This window comes from Nostoc sp. NMS9, assembly GCF_017114995.1.
Lineage (GTDB): Bacteria > Cyanobacteriota > Cyanobacteriia > Cyanobacteriales > Nostocaceae > Nostoc.
Map to the genome: position 1 here is coordinate 152,152 of NZ_JABXKL010000032.1, position 15,678 is coordinate 167,829.

The following is a 15,678-nucleotide window of genomic DNA, read 5'->3' on the forward strand; positions in this document are numbered from 1 at the left end:
TTCGACTTTAGATTGACGCTTTTTTATTACTCTCATTAGAGAATATTTAGAACCTTTTTTCTGTGTGCTTGCTTCCAAATGAAGATTTTTTGGTTTTGCCGATCAAACCTTTTAAAAAGATTCAAGGTCAGCATCTTATTTTTCTCTCATCAGATATATAAAAGAGGGCTAAAGTCGAGTTACAAGTTATGATGTGGTTACCCTGGAGAGGAAAAAATTTTAAGAGTATCCTAAATTTACAAAATATATTCGACATCTCCAGAAATTATTATTCGTTGGCTGAAACCCTATGTAGAGACGTAGCACTACTACGTCTCTACATTCATTTTCGGAGATGTCTAATCTATGCAAACAGATTCTGGGTTACAACTTTGGATTAATAACTATCTTAGTGAAACCAACAAGTTTTGATTGATTGTCATTTGTAAATCGGTATTTGGGTCAATGGCAATTAAGTCAACACTATTCTTGCCAAAGAACAGACCAACCAACGCACCGATACCAGCACCACCTAAGACTTCTTCTGTGGCAATGGCGCGATCGCCTGTGACAGCAGATACCGCAGTTGCTGCACCTGCGCCCAATACAGTATTTTTGATAATTGAACCAACACTAGTACCTTTCTTGACGGTTTCAGTTTTAGTAATAACGTCAGAAGTAGCGTTCAGCTGATACTCTTGACCGCTAGTTAAAACTAGTTTCTCGGCAACGAATTGAGAACCACCCGTAGCAGGTTTAAGTTGACCAACAACTTGACTACCAGCAGGAATGACTACAGATCCGTCTTGCGTCACCACGTTTTGGGATACTGTCAATGTCAAGGGCGATGTTTCATCCTTTGTAACTAGAATTTTTTCTGCTTTGTCATACTTCACAGGAATAGTAGTCCCTTGCGCAATTGTCACTGATGCAGGTGTTGGGGTAGTAGATCCGACAGCCACAACATAAGGCGAGTTAATTGCTGAGGCTTGATTAGAACTAACTAATGCTTGGTAGATAAAAGCTGCTACTTGTGCCCGTGTAGCAGTTGCAGTTGGATTCAGTAACTTTACATTCGGATAGTTCACCACAATTTGCTTTTCAGTTGCTGCGGCGATCGGGCTACGGGCATAGCTAGCGATGTTAGAGGCATCGTTGAAGTATTGCAGAGTGCTTTCGGTATTACCACTGGGACTATATTCCAAACCGTTAGCGAGGGAAACTAAAACCTGTTCGCGGGGAATAGCCTGGTTAGGCTCAAAGCGATTACTGGGATAACCAGATAAGAAACCAATGGTATAAGCTTGCTGAATTGCACTGGATGCCCAATAGTTGCTAGGTACATCAGTAAAACTGATTGGCTGCCGTTGCTGTGCTTTTTGGAAAGCTTTGTTGACCATCGCGGCAAATTGAGCGCGTGTCACCGGTTCTTCTGGGCGGAAGCTACCATCAGGAAATCCGGCAATTACACCTCGCTGTGACAATTGTTGAATGAATTGTGCTGCCCAATAGTTAGATGAAACATCAGAAAAAGTCGTTTGAGCTAAAGATGGTGAAGCTGTAATGAAAGGCGCTACAGTACCGACTGTGACGCTCAAAGCCATGAGTGCAGCTGTTCTCGATTGCCAACGATTTAAGTTAAACATTATTTTTTACTCCGGTACAATTATTTTTTTACTGTTAATTAGTTAGACATTGACTAAAGTACAAGGTTCCTAATTTTTCTAGTTTTTGTCAAAACCATTACTTTAGTCATACAGTCATAATTAAAAAAATCTATGGCAAATGAACTAGCTAATAAAAGTAATGTCATCACACTATTACCTATTAGCAAATTTCCAAAAATATAGATACTGAGTGAGACGATGTAGAGAAAGAATAGGCGCTGTTAAATAGACAATTTTATGGTTAAAAGTAAAGGCGATCGCACACTCTAGTTAAAGTAGCGATCGCCTATTAAATAGATAGACCTCTTGCAAAAATCCTTGAATCACCCCTCCCCTTCACAAGGGGAGGGGGCAAGATTTCAAGTTTCCCCCCTTTATAGGGGGGGATTAAGGGGGGTCTATTCGACTTATGCAAGAGGTCTAATAACTATCTAAGTCAATAGATTCTAATTGTGACTAATACAGGTGTTGAAGTAGTAGACCCGACAACTACTGTATATGGCGAGTTAATTGCTAAGTTTTAACACGACATAGGGTGAGTTAATTGCTGAGGCTTGATTAGAACTAACTAATGCTTGGTAGATAAAAGCTGCTACTTGTGCCCGTGTAGCAGTTGCAGTTGGATTCAGTAACTTTACATTCGGATAGTTCACCACAATTTGCTTTTCAGTTGCTGCGGCGATCGGGCTACGGGCATAGCTAGCGATGTTAGAGGCATCGTTGAAGTATTGCAGAGTGCTTTCGGTATTACCACTGGGACTATATTCCAAACCGTTAGCGAGGGAAACTAAAACCTGTTCGCGGGGAATAGCTTGATTAGGCTCAAAGCGATTTCCAGGATAACCAGATAAGAAACCAATAGTATAGGCTTGCCCAATCGCACTAGATGCCCAATAGTTACTGGGTACATCAGCAAAATTGATTGCTGTCCGTTGCTGGGCTTTTGGGAAAGCTTTGTCGATCATCGCGGCAAATTGAGCGCGTGTCACCGGTTCTTCAGGGCGGAAGCTACCATCAGGAAATCCGGCAATTACACCTTGCTGAGACAATTGTTGAATAAATTGTGCCGCCCAATAGTTAGATGAAACATCAGAAAAAGCAGTTTGAGTTGAAGATAACGGGGAGCATCCCACTGTGATGAGTTTGTCTTGCAAAGGATAATTCACTGGATCGCAAACAAAACCTGCCGACTTAGCCTCTATAGAAGTCCGCGTTGGCGGATTTTGTTTCTCTGGCTGTGATTTCCAATCGTCAGATATTTTTTCGAGAGTGGGATGCTTACTTAAAAACTCTGAGTCTGCAACAATATCGTGAGGCCCCTTAACACTTATCTTAGAACTATTGAGATAGATATTATAATCATAAACAACGTTTTTGTTTTTAGTGTTGTTATTAATATTTTTTCCAGGAAAAGCATAGAGAATGTTCCTGAGAATTCTGACATCGGATGAGGTATGAGCAAATATTTGCCCACCATTAAGTTCTGGACTCTGATTATTCAAAAAAGCTGTGTTATTTACAATGTCAACATGTTCGCTTAAAAATGCATGAATCCCTGAACCACCATTATTAAATGCAAGATTGTTTTTAACTAAAGTACGTCCTTTATATGCATCCAATTTTGAATTGTCTTGATTTCTTGTACTATCGATAATAATGCCATTACCGTCTGTGATCTTTCCGACTGCAATCCAAGGGATGTACATGCGATTGTTGTAGGTCTTGTTGTTGGTAACAAACATTTTGTATCCCTGGTTGTTGTCAGAATTCCAATTATTCAACATTGAAATACCACTAGAACCATAAACACCATACCAGGCATTATTAAATACCACATTATTATCTATTGTTACATAGTCTGCTTGAATCGCTGAAATACCTGCTCCTCCACAGTCATGCACTTTGTTGTTCAGAATACGGATGTGATGAACATGACCATTCGTTCGTCCGTCAACGTTGATACAGTTTCCATTCGTCAGTGGGTTTTGTTTGTTAGTCTTCTCACTCATCGCGTAATCAAGGGTTATATTGGCATTGTTTCCTATAACCTCTAGTCCGTTGATCTCGATATATGAAGCTTTATTTGAAATCGTGATCCCATTCCATGTATTGTGCTGAATTTTTGGGAAATGCCCAGGATATGCTTTATACCTAATCCATGCATTTGCAGTTCCAGAACGTTTAATATTTACTACATTTCCAGCTTTGCCTGTATTTGTGTATACTCCGTTCATAATCAATACTGTATCGCCAGGGTTGGTAAGGTCTGCTGCCTTTTGAATTGTCCTAAAAGCTGATGAAGTAGAGAGTCCACTATTATTGTCGTTTCCACTACCACTAACATAGTATGTTTTCGGTGTTGAATTCTGGCTGATTAAGTTGTCGTGGCTGGATAGACTTATTTCCTTGTTAGTGGATACCTGGCGGACGTTTTCAACTAAAGATACTTTTATACTTTCTCCCTGAGCCGAAAGACTTAATACCAGGGGAATTGCAAGATATGTGCTTAAACCGAAACCTTGAATTACCACAAGAACAGGCTCCTCGATCGCTACTACTTAACAAAAGTATCAGGATATTCCATAATTTTGAATACTCTTTTAGATACAGAATACAATAGAGCCAACTTTTAAATAAGTATTCCAATAAATATTCATACTGATTAAGACGATATAGACGTGGAATAGTTGCTGTTCAATAGAATTTTTTAGGGTTAAAAATAAATGCGATCGCACACTCTAGTTAAAGTGGCGATCGCATATAGATGATTAAATTCACAACTTGAATCAAGTTAAATCTAGTAGCGGGATTGTGGTACTAAATTCAAGTTAGAATTCAGTGTGAGTCTCAAATCTTGTGCAGGTCTGAGGACAAAAGCATTTCCTTCTTTTTTCCGCAACAGCACGCTAGCACCCGCACCCGCAGCCGCACCAATAACAGGTTTTAAATCGTCAATTCTGTTGTTGCCAGTAATTAGTGAACCTAAAAGACCAGCACCCCCACCAATAGCTGCATCAGTTAAAACCTGACTGCTGTTGGGCCCCTGTTTAACTCTTTGAGTTGTGGTGTATGTCCGAGAAGTTGCATTAATCGACTGACGCTGACCATTAGAAAATTCTAATTCTTGAGCGACAAACCTTACGCCTTTTCCTTGGTTATCATCTCTATCTCTGGAATAACCATCTAAGTCAACAGGTTCTAACCGTCCATTTACTTTAGTACCAGCAGGAATTAATACATTTCTATTCCTATCGATAATGTCATTGGCAATTCTCAAGGTTAGAGATTTACTTTCTCCAGGAGCAATAGTAATTGTCTCTTTATCGTAGGTGACAGGAAAAGCAACTCCAGAAGGAATGGTAACGTTTCCGTATTGCCCAATTCTGTCTTGCCCAATTCTATATTGTGCATTAGCAGGAGCCAAGCTCAATAAGGGACTAATGACAGTTGTAGTAACCGCCATTGCCATAAGTGCAGCAGTTCCAGATTTCCATTGATGTAGGCGGGTCATAAGAGGGTTATCCTTTGTATATGTGATGTATTTAATGACGAGGATTCACTGAGTTTGTTTCTGACTGTTTTTGAACCTGTCTATAGACGTATACAAGTACTTATTATGATGGGAAGTTGGAGCGATCGCGTCGGCGTAGACCGTCGTAGACATCGCTGTTCAGAATTTGTATCGTGCTAATGTGCGTTACTAAAATTAAAGGTGAGACACTTTTAGGACGCAAAATGAGTATTATTTTGTTCCAGAATGCTGTTTTATTACTTATGTCCGCATATCTTAAGCCATCAAGTAGAGGTGAATAGGCTGACTGCTAACTATTATTTTTATTTTAGATTGATTTGCTAGGACTGGAGAAATATTTTCGCTTTTTTAACGAATGATTTACTATCTGTTATATGGGTATTTAAGATTGCTGCTGACGCTGTTTAATCTCTGCGATCGGTAATAGCAAAGTATCTTCTATTTGCTGTCGCACTTCACGGCTAACATAACAATCACTATTTAGACAAGATATGAGTATTTTATGGGCATCGTAATATTGTTTAAATATTTCTTTTTGCTCGTCAGTAAAATGCCATTCATGACCAATGTTTCGATAGCTAATAAGTAAAAGTTTGAGTTTTTCAACCCAAGATTTTCCATTAGCTCTCCACAAGGTTTTAAATATTCCTCTATCCTTATCTGGATCGGGTATTTGTTGTTTAAACCTTCTTAGTGAGCGCTGTAATTCATAGTCTGATGTCGATGTAATAGCACGATTTAAAGCATATGATAGTTGAGACCCGATTTTAAATTTAGAAACAGTACTGGCAGCAAACGCAAGCTTACGAGAATGATTAAGGGCAGAAATTAGAGCATTATCAACTTCAAACTCATCTGCATGAAGACTAAGATGACGAAGTGGTTCCTCGTCCTCGGTACTGAAAAAGTTCAACCTGTTTAGTAGAAGAAAACGGCTCTTTTTTAACCCATTTATAGCAGAATCAAAGCTATTTTTTAACCCATCTCTTATAGCATAATCGAAATTGTCTCGGTTAGATTCAGATTCAAAGTCTAGCTCACTTTCAGACTTAGTTAAGTAATTATTTAAGCTAAAATCAAAATTAAATTCATAATCAAAATCTATATAAAACTCTCTAACAGTTAGTGTTGTAAAAGGAACTTTTACTGAAATGGATTTTTGATTTACCCAGGTTATAAAATATAGTAAATTTTCATGTTTACTTAAAATTGCATCAATTTTCTCTTTGATCAACAGCAATAATCGATCTGCACTTGGTGACATCCCAACTGCTAGCAGAAATACTTCTTGCCAGCGCTTTTCAGTGATATGACTAACAAGATTTTGCAACGCTTCTTCTGATGACTGTCTTACAACCACAAATTCTCTAGCTGTGAAATACTCATGAAATGTGAGGTGAGAAAATGAGTAAATCCCTTTTGCCCTTGCGACAACTAGTCCATGATGATGTTCAATTGAACGCAAAACTTGCTCACTGTCAAGTTGCAATGCTTCTTCGTCAGTATTGGCATCTGTAAATTGCGGATGTATTCTGTAATGTATTGCTCTGCTACTTTTTGCTTGAAGAAATAGTCACCGCGCTCAAACGTAGTCAGAGCCATTTTGCTGAGTAAATCTTCTTTGCGTTGAACTGATAGCTTTTTGTAAATCTGATCGCGTTGAATTCCCCGCTTGGCATCCCATTTTTTCAATAACGCATCTAGTCCTTCTTTATATAACTCAGAACGATTTGCAGGAAAATCTCCTGACTCTTCAAATGCTAAACAAAGCAACGTCAGCAGCAGCGGACTTGCAGCAAGTTGTTTGATTCGGCTATTCTCTTCGAGACGTTTGATAAAAGTCTCTGGTTTTACAGCTTTCTCCTTAAACCAGTTATTGGCAAAGTTGGAAATTTGGTTATCGTCAAAATCAGCAACTTCTACCTCTGTGAATTTCTCAAAAATATACTCTCGTGCTGCAATTCGGCAGGTCATCACAAACTGATTTTTTGGGTAACGCTCAGAAAACTCACGAATTTCCTTTAATATGCGATCGCTATCCTCTTCTCTAACCTCATCCAACCCATCGAGTAAAATTAATGCCTTGCCATAGGTTAGTACATCTCGAATAGAAGAGATAGGATTTATTATCTCTTCAGTGATATATTGCAATAATCCAGGTTTATTTGCAGCTTCCGCAAAGCTTTTGAGGGTAACAAAAATCGGTACACGTTCAGCCTGAAATTCACCTCCAATACACTGAATTGCTAAATACTTCAAAAATGTGGTTTTGCCTGCACCTGGTTTACCCAAAATCATCAGCTTGGAATATTTCTCAACCGCTTCCAGTCCTGGCAATCGTTTTTCAGTAATTCTGTTGAGTCCAAAGAGGTCAAAATCCTGGCTTTTACACTGTTGTAATAATTCATCAATGCCTAACCGCCGCTGTCCAGTGATTTTATCCAAAATATTAACGCTGGTGTAAATGTCATTCAACCCGATGGGCTGAGTCATATCTAGCACCCGCATTGTGCCGCAACGTTCTTGAATGATGGGTTTTATCTTTTCGCGTACCCCTTGGACGATCGCATCAATATCAATGCTGTTATCTTGATTAATCTCTGGTTCACTGGCTGTTTCAGCAACTATTTCTTCCCACTCTAGATATAGCCTGTCGCAAATCTGGACAAAGAGATTGCGGTCAACAGGTTTACCTGTAAAGAACTTTCCGATCGGCTGGCGAGTTACTTCTAACTCTTCAGCTAATGCCTTTTGAGTTAAGGAATAACGAATTAAAGCTCTTTTTGCTTTTTGGATACCTTCTGGAGAACAGGAAAGCGATCGCCCGGTCATAAGCTAACCACTACACTTTTGCTGATTCTAACTACCAATTTGGCAATTCATCCTCATCGCATACACAAGTCACTCATATCACCAACCTGTATTTAAGCCTAGAACAAACACTCACCTGTCAAAGTATGGATATAGAGATTCTAACGATTTGGGAGGGAGTCAATGTTATCCAAGAAATTTCCTTCAAGAGATGAAGTGCTGGCTGTTGTAACACTGATTATGGTGATTGGTTCTCTCACTCTTGCAGTTATTGACGAGAAGAGTCGCCCTCCATTTCTAGATTTAACCAAATTTGCTGTCGGTACATACATTGGATTGTTGATACCTCGGTCAAGGTCAAATGATAGCGATCGCAACTAGCCAATAACAATCCTAAATAATTCCTAACAGACAAGATCCCCGACTTCTTTGAAAAGTCAGGGATCTGTAACTTTCAATTCTCACAAATCAAAAAAGAATGTTTTCTTCTCAGACAACAGAAAGAAATAACAAAAGCCTCCTGGAGAGTTTTATTTTTCTCCGAAGACAGTAAAACTTTTTCATGCAATAAGAAAAATTGACTGATAGTATTGTAAATTTTTGTAAATTTGATGTCTTCAAGACTAGAAACCTGATATCTAGATAGCTAAACTAACAAACAGTGCATCTGTACTGTTATTTATTAAAAGTAGATGTGGCGCTATAGCCTGAATGATCCCAGTACAACTTATCCTCAAAAACTTTCTCAGTTACCGTGATGCAACTTTAGATTTTGGCGGTTTGCATACGGCTTGTATTTGTGGTTCCAATGGTGCAGGTAAATCTTCTCTTTTAGAAGCAATCACTTGGGCAATTTGGGGTGAAAGCCGTGCCACTGCTGAAGATGATGTCATCTATTCTGGTGCGAAAGAAGTTCGGGTTGATTTTACTTTCCAAAGTAACCAGCAAAAATATCGGGTGATTCGTACCCGAATTCGGGGAGGTACTAGCGTCCTTGAATTTCAAATAGAAATACCATCTGGGTTTCGCTCACTCACTTGCAAAGGGGTAAGAGCAACCCAAGATTTGATTTTAGAACACATCAAGCTCGATTACGATACATTTATTAATTCTGCCTACTTACGTCAAGGTCGTGCAGATGAATTCATGCTCAAGCGTCCCACGGAACGCAAAGAAATTTTAGCGGAGTTGTTGAAACTCAATCAGTATGATGATTTGGAAGAACGGGCAAAGGAATCTTCTCGTCAGTTTAAAGCACAGGCAGTAGAGTTAGAGCGTTCTTTGGAGTCGATAAAAATTCAGCTGCAACAACGCCAGATCACCCAAGCGCAAAGAGTGGAATTAGAAGCCGAACTTAACCAACTGCAACAGGTACAAGCTTTTGATAATATTCAATTACAAAGTTTGCAAGTTGTCCAGCATCAGCGCCAAAATTGGGAACAACAACTCAGCTTTATAAAGCAGCAATACCAAAATCTTACCCAAGACTGCGATCGCCTCCAACAAGAACAATCAGCTATTGGCTCTCAGCTATCAGATTTAGAAAAAATATTACACCAAGAAGCTGAGATTAAAGCTGGATACGCTCAATATCAAAGTCTACAATCTCAAGAAGAAGCCTTTGCTGTCAAATTTGAAGAACACACCCGCGCTGGGCAGAATCGCCAACAAAAGCAACAACAGCTTACCAAACAAATTCACGAAATCGAACGGCAACTGCAACAAGCCCAAGCGCAGCTAGAAGCTTTGCAGCAACAAGAGCGAGACATTCAGCAAACTCTCACTAAATCAGGTGAAGTAGAAGCCGCTTTGTCACAACTAGCCGCAGCTCGTCACCATGTTGCTCGTTTAGATCAACTGCAAATGCAAGTGACTCCCTTATTGCAACAACGAGCAACTTTACAAAGCCAACTTGATCGCACTCATGCTGGTTTAGTAGCGCGACTCGAACAACTCCAAAGTACTGAAAACCAATTGCAACGCCAGCATGGCCGCCAACCGCAACTACAACAAGCGGTGATGGATGTAGCAATCCAGATTGAGGAACTGGAGAAAAAGCGGGTTTATCTGCAACGAGTCCAAGAAAAAGGGCAAGAAAGGCGGCACTTTATCGAACGTCTGCAAGCTCACCAACGGGATTATGAAAAACTGTTGGGAGAATTAGAGCAAAAATTGCAAATGCTGCAAAATCCTGAAGCACTTTGTCCATTATGTGAGCGTCCTTTAGACGAACATCACTGGAGTCGGGTAGTGGAAAAAACCCAAAGTGAGTTAGAGGATACTCAAGGGCAGTTTTGGGTAGTTCGGGAACAATTGGCTGTGTCTGACAAAGAAATTCAGACACTCAGGCAGGAATATCGCGACATATCTCAACAATTGGCGGGCTACGATGGTTTACGCGAACAGCGGGGACAGTTAGCAGCACAATTAGAAGCGACAACTGATGTGCAACAACAGTTACAACAAATTGCTGCTGAAAAACAGCATTTAGAGCGATCGCTCCAAGCTGGTGATTACGCTCCCGACAAACAAGCCGAACTCCGGCAACTAGATCAATATCTGCAACAAGTTAATTATAGTGAACAAGACCACGCCCTCGCCCGGAGCGAAGTTGAGCGGTGGCGATGGGCAGAAATTAAACAAGGGCAAATTAAAGATGCAACTAAGCGACAAGCGCAACTATTAGCCCGAAAACCAGAACTTAAATCCCAAATTGCCCAATTACAAGCCAGAATCCAGCAAGATCAGATTGATTCTGAATGTGCTAAACAAATCGCGGCCCTTGAGCGTCACATTACTGAAATTGGCTATAGTTCTGAACAACACAACAATCTCCGCATGGCTGCAAAGAAAGCTCAATCTTGGCATTTGCGGTATCAACAACTGCTATCAGCCCAGCAGCAGTATCCGCAACTCCAGACGAGGTTGCAAGAGTTAGAGGAGTCTAGAAGCGCCAGAGTAACGGAGCGCCAAAAACTCGGCAGCCAAATCGAAAGTATTATTCAGCAACTACAAGCAACAGCTAACCCATCTCCCCAAATCCAAGCTTTAGAGCAGCAGTTAGCAATCCGCAGACGGCAACTTGATGAGCAAATAGCTAAGTTGGGGCGTTTAGAACAACTGGCGCATCAACTGGAAACGCTACAAATTCAATATGAACAACAGCAGCAGCAATTACAATCTTGCAAGCAGGAATATCGGGTTTATCAGGAATTAGCGCAAGCTTTTGGTAAAAATGGTATCCAAGCACTGATGATTGAGAATGTGTTGCCACAACTGGAAGCCGAGACAAATAAACTACTTTCGCGGTTGAGTGGGAATCAGTTTCATGTACAATTTATTACTCAAAAAGCTGGTCGCAGTGCTAAATCAACCAAGAAAAATGCCAAGCTGATAGACACCTTAGATATTTTAATCGCCGATTCTAGAGGAACACGAGCTTATGAAACTTACTCAGGTGGGGAAGCATTTAGAATTAATTTTGCCATCCGTTTGGCTTTGGCGAAATTATTAGCACAACGGGCGGGGGCGGCGTTGCAATTGTTAATTGTGGATGAAGGTTTTGGTACACAAGATGCTGAAGGATGCGATCGCTTGATTGCCGCGATTAATGCGATCGCTTCCGATTTTGCTTGCATCCTCACTGTTACCCACATGCCCCACCTCAAAGAAGCCTTCCAAGCCAGGATTGAGGTTAATAAAACTCAGCAAGGTTCACAGTTGAGTTTGTCAATTTAATTGTATTTTACCCGTGCATCCAGACCTAATGAGCGGAGCTTTTTCGTTAGCGTTTCTGCTTGGGCGCGATCGCTAAATGCTCCAGCATTCACATAATCCCCTAAATTGGATTGCTCCGCGACAGCGTTGGGTATATATTGTTGCACTTTACTCAGAGTATCATTACTGGAAATTGGAATTATTACTCTGTAAGGATTATTCGCAACTAATGTATTGCCATTGGTAACAGGTACTACATAGTCATTGGCAGGAGGTAATGCATAGCGATTAGTCTCAGCTAATACATAACCATTATTCTCGGTATAATTGCCCCCAGTTGAACCATTTAATCCCAATGCTTCCCAAGTTTGCCAATCTACATTTCCAGTAGAATTAATTCGAGAATATTGCTGGAATGCAATCACAGATTGTCTGGTGTAATCGTTGAAAAGTCCATCAGGATTAGTATTAGAGAAACCCAACTGCGCCAAACGCTCTTGAACTAATCTGACATTTTCTCCGCGATCGCCTACAGTGAGATAATTTCTACCTGGTTGTTGAATACCACCTGTGGAGACTCTACGCACTGAGTCCAAAACCTGGGCATTGGCGATGCCATCAACAGGTAGTCCATTATTTCGCTGGAATGCAATTACAGCTTCTCTAGTCATTGGGCCAACATTCCCAGTGGCATCAGCATTTAAATAACCTAGCTGCCGCAAACGCACCTGGAGTTCTCTGACTTGTTGAGTAGAGAGACTCGATCTTCCTGAAGTCGGAGAGGAACCCATTAGTGCGTTCCAAGTTTGTCGATTCACAATCCCGCTAGCAGTTATGCGATAATTCCGCTGGAATGCAATTACTGCATCTTTAGTAATTCGTCCAAAATTCCCAGTGGGATTAGTATTAAAGTAGCCTAACTGCCGTAGACGCTGTTGTAATCTTGTGACCGCTGCACCAGTTTTGCCTTGAGAAAGAGTAGGATATTGACTAACTGGCGAGCGCGATGCGCCACCGATATTTCTATTGGAACTTCTACCTTGACAGGCTCGTTGCAAGGCTCTTTGAGTACTAATACCCACAACTCCATCAGCAGATATTCTATTGGCTTGCTGGAATTTGATCACAGCATTTTGAGTCAAGCTAGCAAACTTGCCTGTCACCGGGCCGTTAAAATAGCCTAACTTTTTTAAACATCTCTGGCTACTGCTAACTTCAGGCCCATTACTTCCTATTTTCTGAAGTGCTAAAGCTTCTCCAGCAATACTCAGAAGCCCCGTAATCAGAGCCACAGACAAAAGACGCATTGCAGCATCAGTCGATAACTTTTTCCAATTTAAAAATTTAAAATTAACTACGATAGGAACAACCTTGATGCTTTCGGATGCCTCGTAGACTGAGGCAAGCTTGGTTAAATGGCTAGCTACCCCTGTTTTCACTTGCTTTTTTCGAGTTAATGACTATAAAAAAGTATACCACTTACGGTGTGTAATAATTACTTTTCGTATGATTCTTTATAAGTAAGTGTCCTGAGGAGTGGGGAGACAAGGGGGATGAGGGGGAGAAATCAATTCAAAATTCAAAATTCAAAATTCAAAATTAAAGAACTCCTGCCTCCTCTTTCCCAATGCCCAATGCCCAATACCCAATGCCTATTGTTCATCAACTTTTTCAGTATTACCTGCTTTCACCCAACCTTCTTGTTCGCTACCTTCCAAACGGATCTTTTGCCAAGCTTTATCCTCGCTTTCTGACAAAATAATAATTTTTTGATTAAAACCAACCCCACCAATCTTTTCAGCTTCTTGATTTGGTTGCGATCGCAAACTCAAGCCTTCAGCCCAATTAACACGCCCTCGGTAAGCTCCCGATGGTAATGGTTTTGATGATGGGGTAGCCTTTGGTGATTCTGTGGGAGTAGAGGTTGAGCTTGGAGACGATTGAGTAGGTGTCCCAGGTGTAAGAGCGGGTTTACCTCCTCCAGGCTCAGTTCCTTTAGGAGCTTGGGCTTTCACCGAGGGACTATCGTTGGAAAAAACGGGTTTGGCAGGGGCTATGCCGGTGCGATTCATAAAATAGAGTGCAATTGCAGCACCGCCACCTATTAGCACAGCGATCGCTAAGAAAAACCCCAGTATAAACTTTGTTAAGCCAGACAACATAATTAAAACCTGATTATCAAGAGTCAAAGGTGAAGGTGAGCCAGTCATCTGCGTATTTTCCCTCCATTGAGGAGAGTGGTGTTGAACTAGCTCTCAACGGTTACGAGTAGAGAAGCAAGTAACCCATCAGTATAAGAATCAATAGTCCATAATAATTCATCATTAACTATTGACTAACTCATTATTGTAGCTATGCTGAATAGACATTTGGTGAAATTAAATATGCGTTATCCAAAATAAATGTAGAGACGTAGGAGTGCTATGTCTCTACATTTATTTTGGTTCACGTAGTGCGCCGGAGGCGTTCGCTCAAAGGATTGTGTTTAGATGCTAAACGCGCTCTCCCAGCAGCAGCCCATTCTTGGAGTTGCTGAATTTGCTCTACGGCAGTTCGTGCCAAGGGTATAATCTGACTGGCTGCTTCTAAAATGTCGTCGTTAGCAAAGTCGCGATTTTGGCTAAATCCAATATGCATCGCTTCAATTAAAGTTTGCTCAATCTCGGCCCCAGAAAAATCAGGCGTTTCATAAGCCAACCTTTCGATGTCATAACTTTTCAAATTATGAGGGCGCAGTCGGGATAAATGAACATCATAAATTGCTTTTCTCTCTTCTTGGGTGGGCAATCCCACAAAGAAGATTTCATCAAATCGCCCCTTGCGGAGCATTTCCGGTGGTAAAGCTTGGATGTCGTTGGCGGTGGCGACGACAAACACGGGTGAGCTTTTTTCGGCTAGCCAATTAATAAAAGTGCCAAACACACGGCTGGCTGTTCCTGCATCGCCTTTGCTACCAAGTCCAGCAAAGGCTTTATCTATTTCATCAATCCACAAAATACAGGGAGCGAGGGCTTCAGCTACTTGGATCATTTGGCGAGTCCGAGATTCTGATTCACCCACCAAACCACCAAATAACCTTCCCACATCCAAACGTAGCAGGGGTAAATGCCAGTGATGAGCGATCGCTTTTGCCGTTAATGATTTACCAGTCCCCTGAATACCCACCAACATTAAACCACGAGGGTGCGGTAATCCGTACTGTCGCGCCTTATCAGTAAACGAGCCTCCCCGACGAATCAGCCAGTCTTTCAAGTTATCCAGTCCGCCAATATCAGAAATTTGCTCAGTGGCGGGGTAGAAGTCCAGGATTTGGGTTTGACGGATAGTTTGGCGCTTTTCTTCCAAAACCAGATCCACATCTTCTGGTTGCAATTCACCGTGGGTAGCGATCGCTTTTGCCAAAACCCGGCGAATTCGTTCCATCGAAAGTCCTTGACAAGAGCGCACCAAATCATCTAAAACTTTGCCAGAAAGTGAGTTACCAGTACTTTGTAGCAAGCGATCTACCTCAGTTTTAATTTCTGGGGCGGCGGGTAAGGGAAACTCGACGACTGTCAGCACTTCGGTTAAGTCGTCAGGGATGGCGATGCGTGGTGACAGTAGGACAATATTTTTTGGTTGCGACTTGAGAAGCCTCGACAGGTTACGGAGTTTGCGAGCGATCGCTACATCATCTAAAAAGCGATGATAATCTCGTAGAATCAATACCGCAGGTGCAGAAGCTGGTAATTTTTCGATAAATTCTAAAGCTTGCAACGGGTTACGTCGCCCAAACCCAACATCATTGGGGTTTCCTTGGTAGCCATCGACAAAATCCCAAGTATACACTGGGCGATTACCCTGGTTGGTTGCTTCTTCCCGGATAGCTGCTTCTACCCGCTCTTCTTCGTATGTGGGAATATAAATCAAAGGGTAGCGGGCACGTAGCAGCAGTTTAAACTCTTCACGGAAGTTCATATATAGCTGTGGTTA

At 41.2% G+C, this 15,678-nt stretch carries 9 protein-coding genes and 1 pseudogene; 2 read left to right on the forward strand and 8 right to left on the reverse strand.

The window, feature by feature from the left end; genetic code table 11:
• Positions 1-383: 383 nt before the first annotated feature.
• The 5 genes and pseudogenes from HWQ40_RS11410 to HWQ40_RS11430 all read right to left on the reverse strand — a co-directional run bounded on the left by HWQ40_RS11410 (position 384) and on the right by HWQ40_RS11430 (position 8,010).
• Positions 384-1,625 carry an S-layer homology domain-containing protein gene (locus HWQ40_RS11410; RefSeq protein ID WP_292777765.1) on the reverse strand — a complete coding sequence of 414 codons (1,242 nt, stop codon included), beginning with the start codon at positions 1,623-1,625 and terminating at the stop codon, positions 384-386.
• Positions 1,626-2,170: 545 nt separating this feature from the next.
• Positions 2,171-2,752: pseudogene (locus HWQ40_RS11415) on the reverse strand (S-layer homology domain-containing protein); the annotation flags it as partial.
• A 1,691-nt stretch (positions 2,753-4,443) separates the two neighbouring features.
• Positions 4,444-5,157: a conjugal transfer protein TrbI gene (locus tag HWQ40_RS11420; RefSeq protein WP_292777766.1), complete on the reverse strand. Its 714-nt coding sequence runs from the start codon at positions 5,155-5,157 to the stop codon at positions 4,444-4,446.
• A 403-nt stretch (positions 5,158-5,560) separates the two neighbouring features.
• Positions 5,561-6,643 carry a hypothetical protein gene (locus HWQ40_RS11425; protein WP_292777767.1) on the reverse strand — a complete coding sequence of 361 codons (1,083 nt, stop codon included), beginning with the start codon at positions 6,641-6,643 and terminating at the stop codon, positions 5,561-5,563.
• Complete coding sequence (locus HWQ40_RS11430) at positions 6,613-8,010, reverse strand: NACHT domain-containing protein (protein WP_292777770.1); 1,398 nt, start codon at positions 8,008-8,010, stop codon at positions 6,613-6,615. Before HWQ40_RS11430 ends, HWQ40_RS11425 begins: the two co-directional genes overlap by 31 nt.
• 162 nt (positions 8,011-8,172) lie before the next feature.
• On the opposite strand from HWQ40_RS11430, the gene HWQ40_RS11435 reads away from it, so the two are divergent.
• Positions 8,173-8,370 carry a hypothetical protein gene (locus tag HWQ40_RS11435; protein ID WP_292777771.1) on the forward strand — a complete coding sequence of 66 codons (198 nt, stop codon included), beginning with the start codon at positions 8,173-8,175 and terminating at the stop codon, positions 8,368-8,370.
• A gap of 330 nt (positions 8,371-8,700) precedes the next feature.
• Complete coding sequence (locus HWQ40_RS11440; RefSeq protein ID WP_292777772.1) at positions 8,701-11,727, forward strand: SMC family ATPase; 3,027 nt, start codon at positions 8,701-8,703, stop codon at positions 11,725-11,727.
• Here HWQ40_RS11440 and HWQ40_RS11445 read toward each other — a convergent pair.
• The 3 genes from HWQ40_RS11445 to HWQ40_RS11455 form a co-directional block, all read right to left on the reverse strand.
• Positions 11,724-13,145, reverse strand: coding sequence for a peptidoglycan-binding protein (locus HWQ40_RS11445; protein ID WP_292777775.1), 1,422 nt, complete (start codon positions 13,143-13,145; stop codon positions 11,724-11,726). The genes HWQ40_RS11440 and HWQ40_RS11445 overlap by 4 nt on opposite strands.
• Before the next feature lie 213 nt (positions 13,146-13,358).
• Positions 13,359-13,868, reverse strand: a complete 510-nt coding sequence (locus tag HWQ40_RS11450) for an SH3 domain-containing protein (RefSeq protein WP_292778026.1) — start codon at positions 13,866-13,868, stop codon at positions 13,359-13,361.
• 283 nt (positions 13,869-14,151) lie between these two features.
• Positions 14,152-15,663, reverse strand: coding sequence for an AAA family ATPase (locus tag HWQ40_RS11455; RefSeq protein ID WP_292777778.1), 1,512 nt, complete (start codon positions 15,661-15,663; stop codon positions 14,152-14,154).
• Positions 15,664-15,678 lie beyond the last annotated feature (15 nt).

Excerpts from the sequence above, each read along its gene's own strand:
- HWQ40_RS11410 (WP_292777765.1), bottom strand. The coding sequence starts at position 1,625 with ATGTTTAACTTAAATCGTTGGCAATCGAGAACAGCTGCACTCATGGCT.
- HWQ40_RS11435 (WP_292777771.1), top strand. The coding sequence starts at position 8,173 with ATGTTATCCAAGAAATTTCCTTCAAGAGATGAAGTGCTGGCTGTTGTA.
- HWQ40_RS11430 (WP_292777770.1), bottom strand. The coding sequence starts at position 8,010 with ATGACCGGGCGATCGCTTTCCTGTTCTCCAGAAGGTATCCAAAAAGCA.
- HWQ40_RS11420 (WP_292777766.1), bottom strand. The coding sequence starts at position 5,157 with ATGACCCGCCTACATCAATGGAAATCTGGAACTGCTGCACTTATGGCA.
- HWQ40_RS11455 (WP_292777778.1), bottom strand. The coding sequence starts at position 15,663 with ATGAACTTCCGTGAAGAGTTTAAACTGCTGCTACGTGCCCGCTACCCT.
- HWQ40_RS11450 (WP_292778026.1), bottom strand. The coding sequence starts at position 13,868 with ATGTTGTCTGGCTTAACAAAGTTTATACTGGGGTTTTTCTTAGCGATC.
- HWQ40_RS11440 (WP_292777772.1), top strand. The coding sequence starts at position 8,701 with ATGATCCCAGTACAACTTATCCTCAAAAACTTTCTCAGTTACCGTGAT.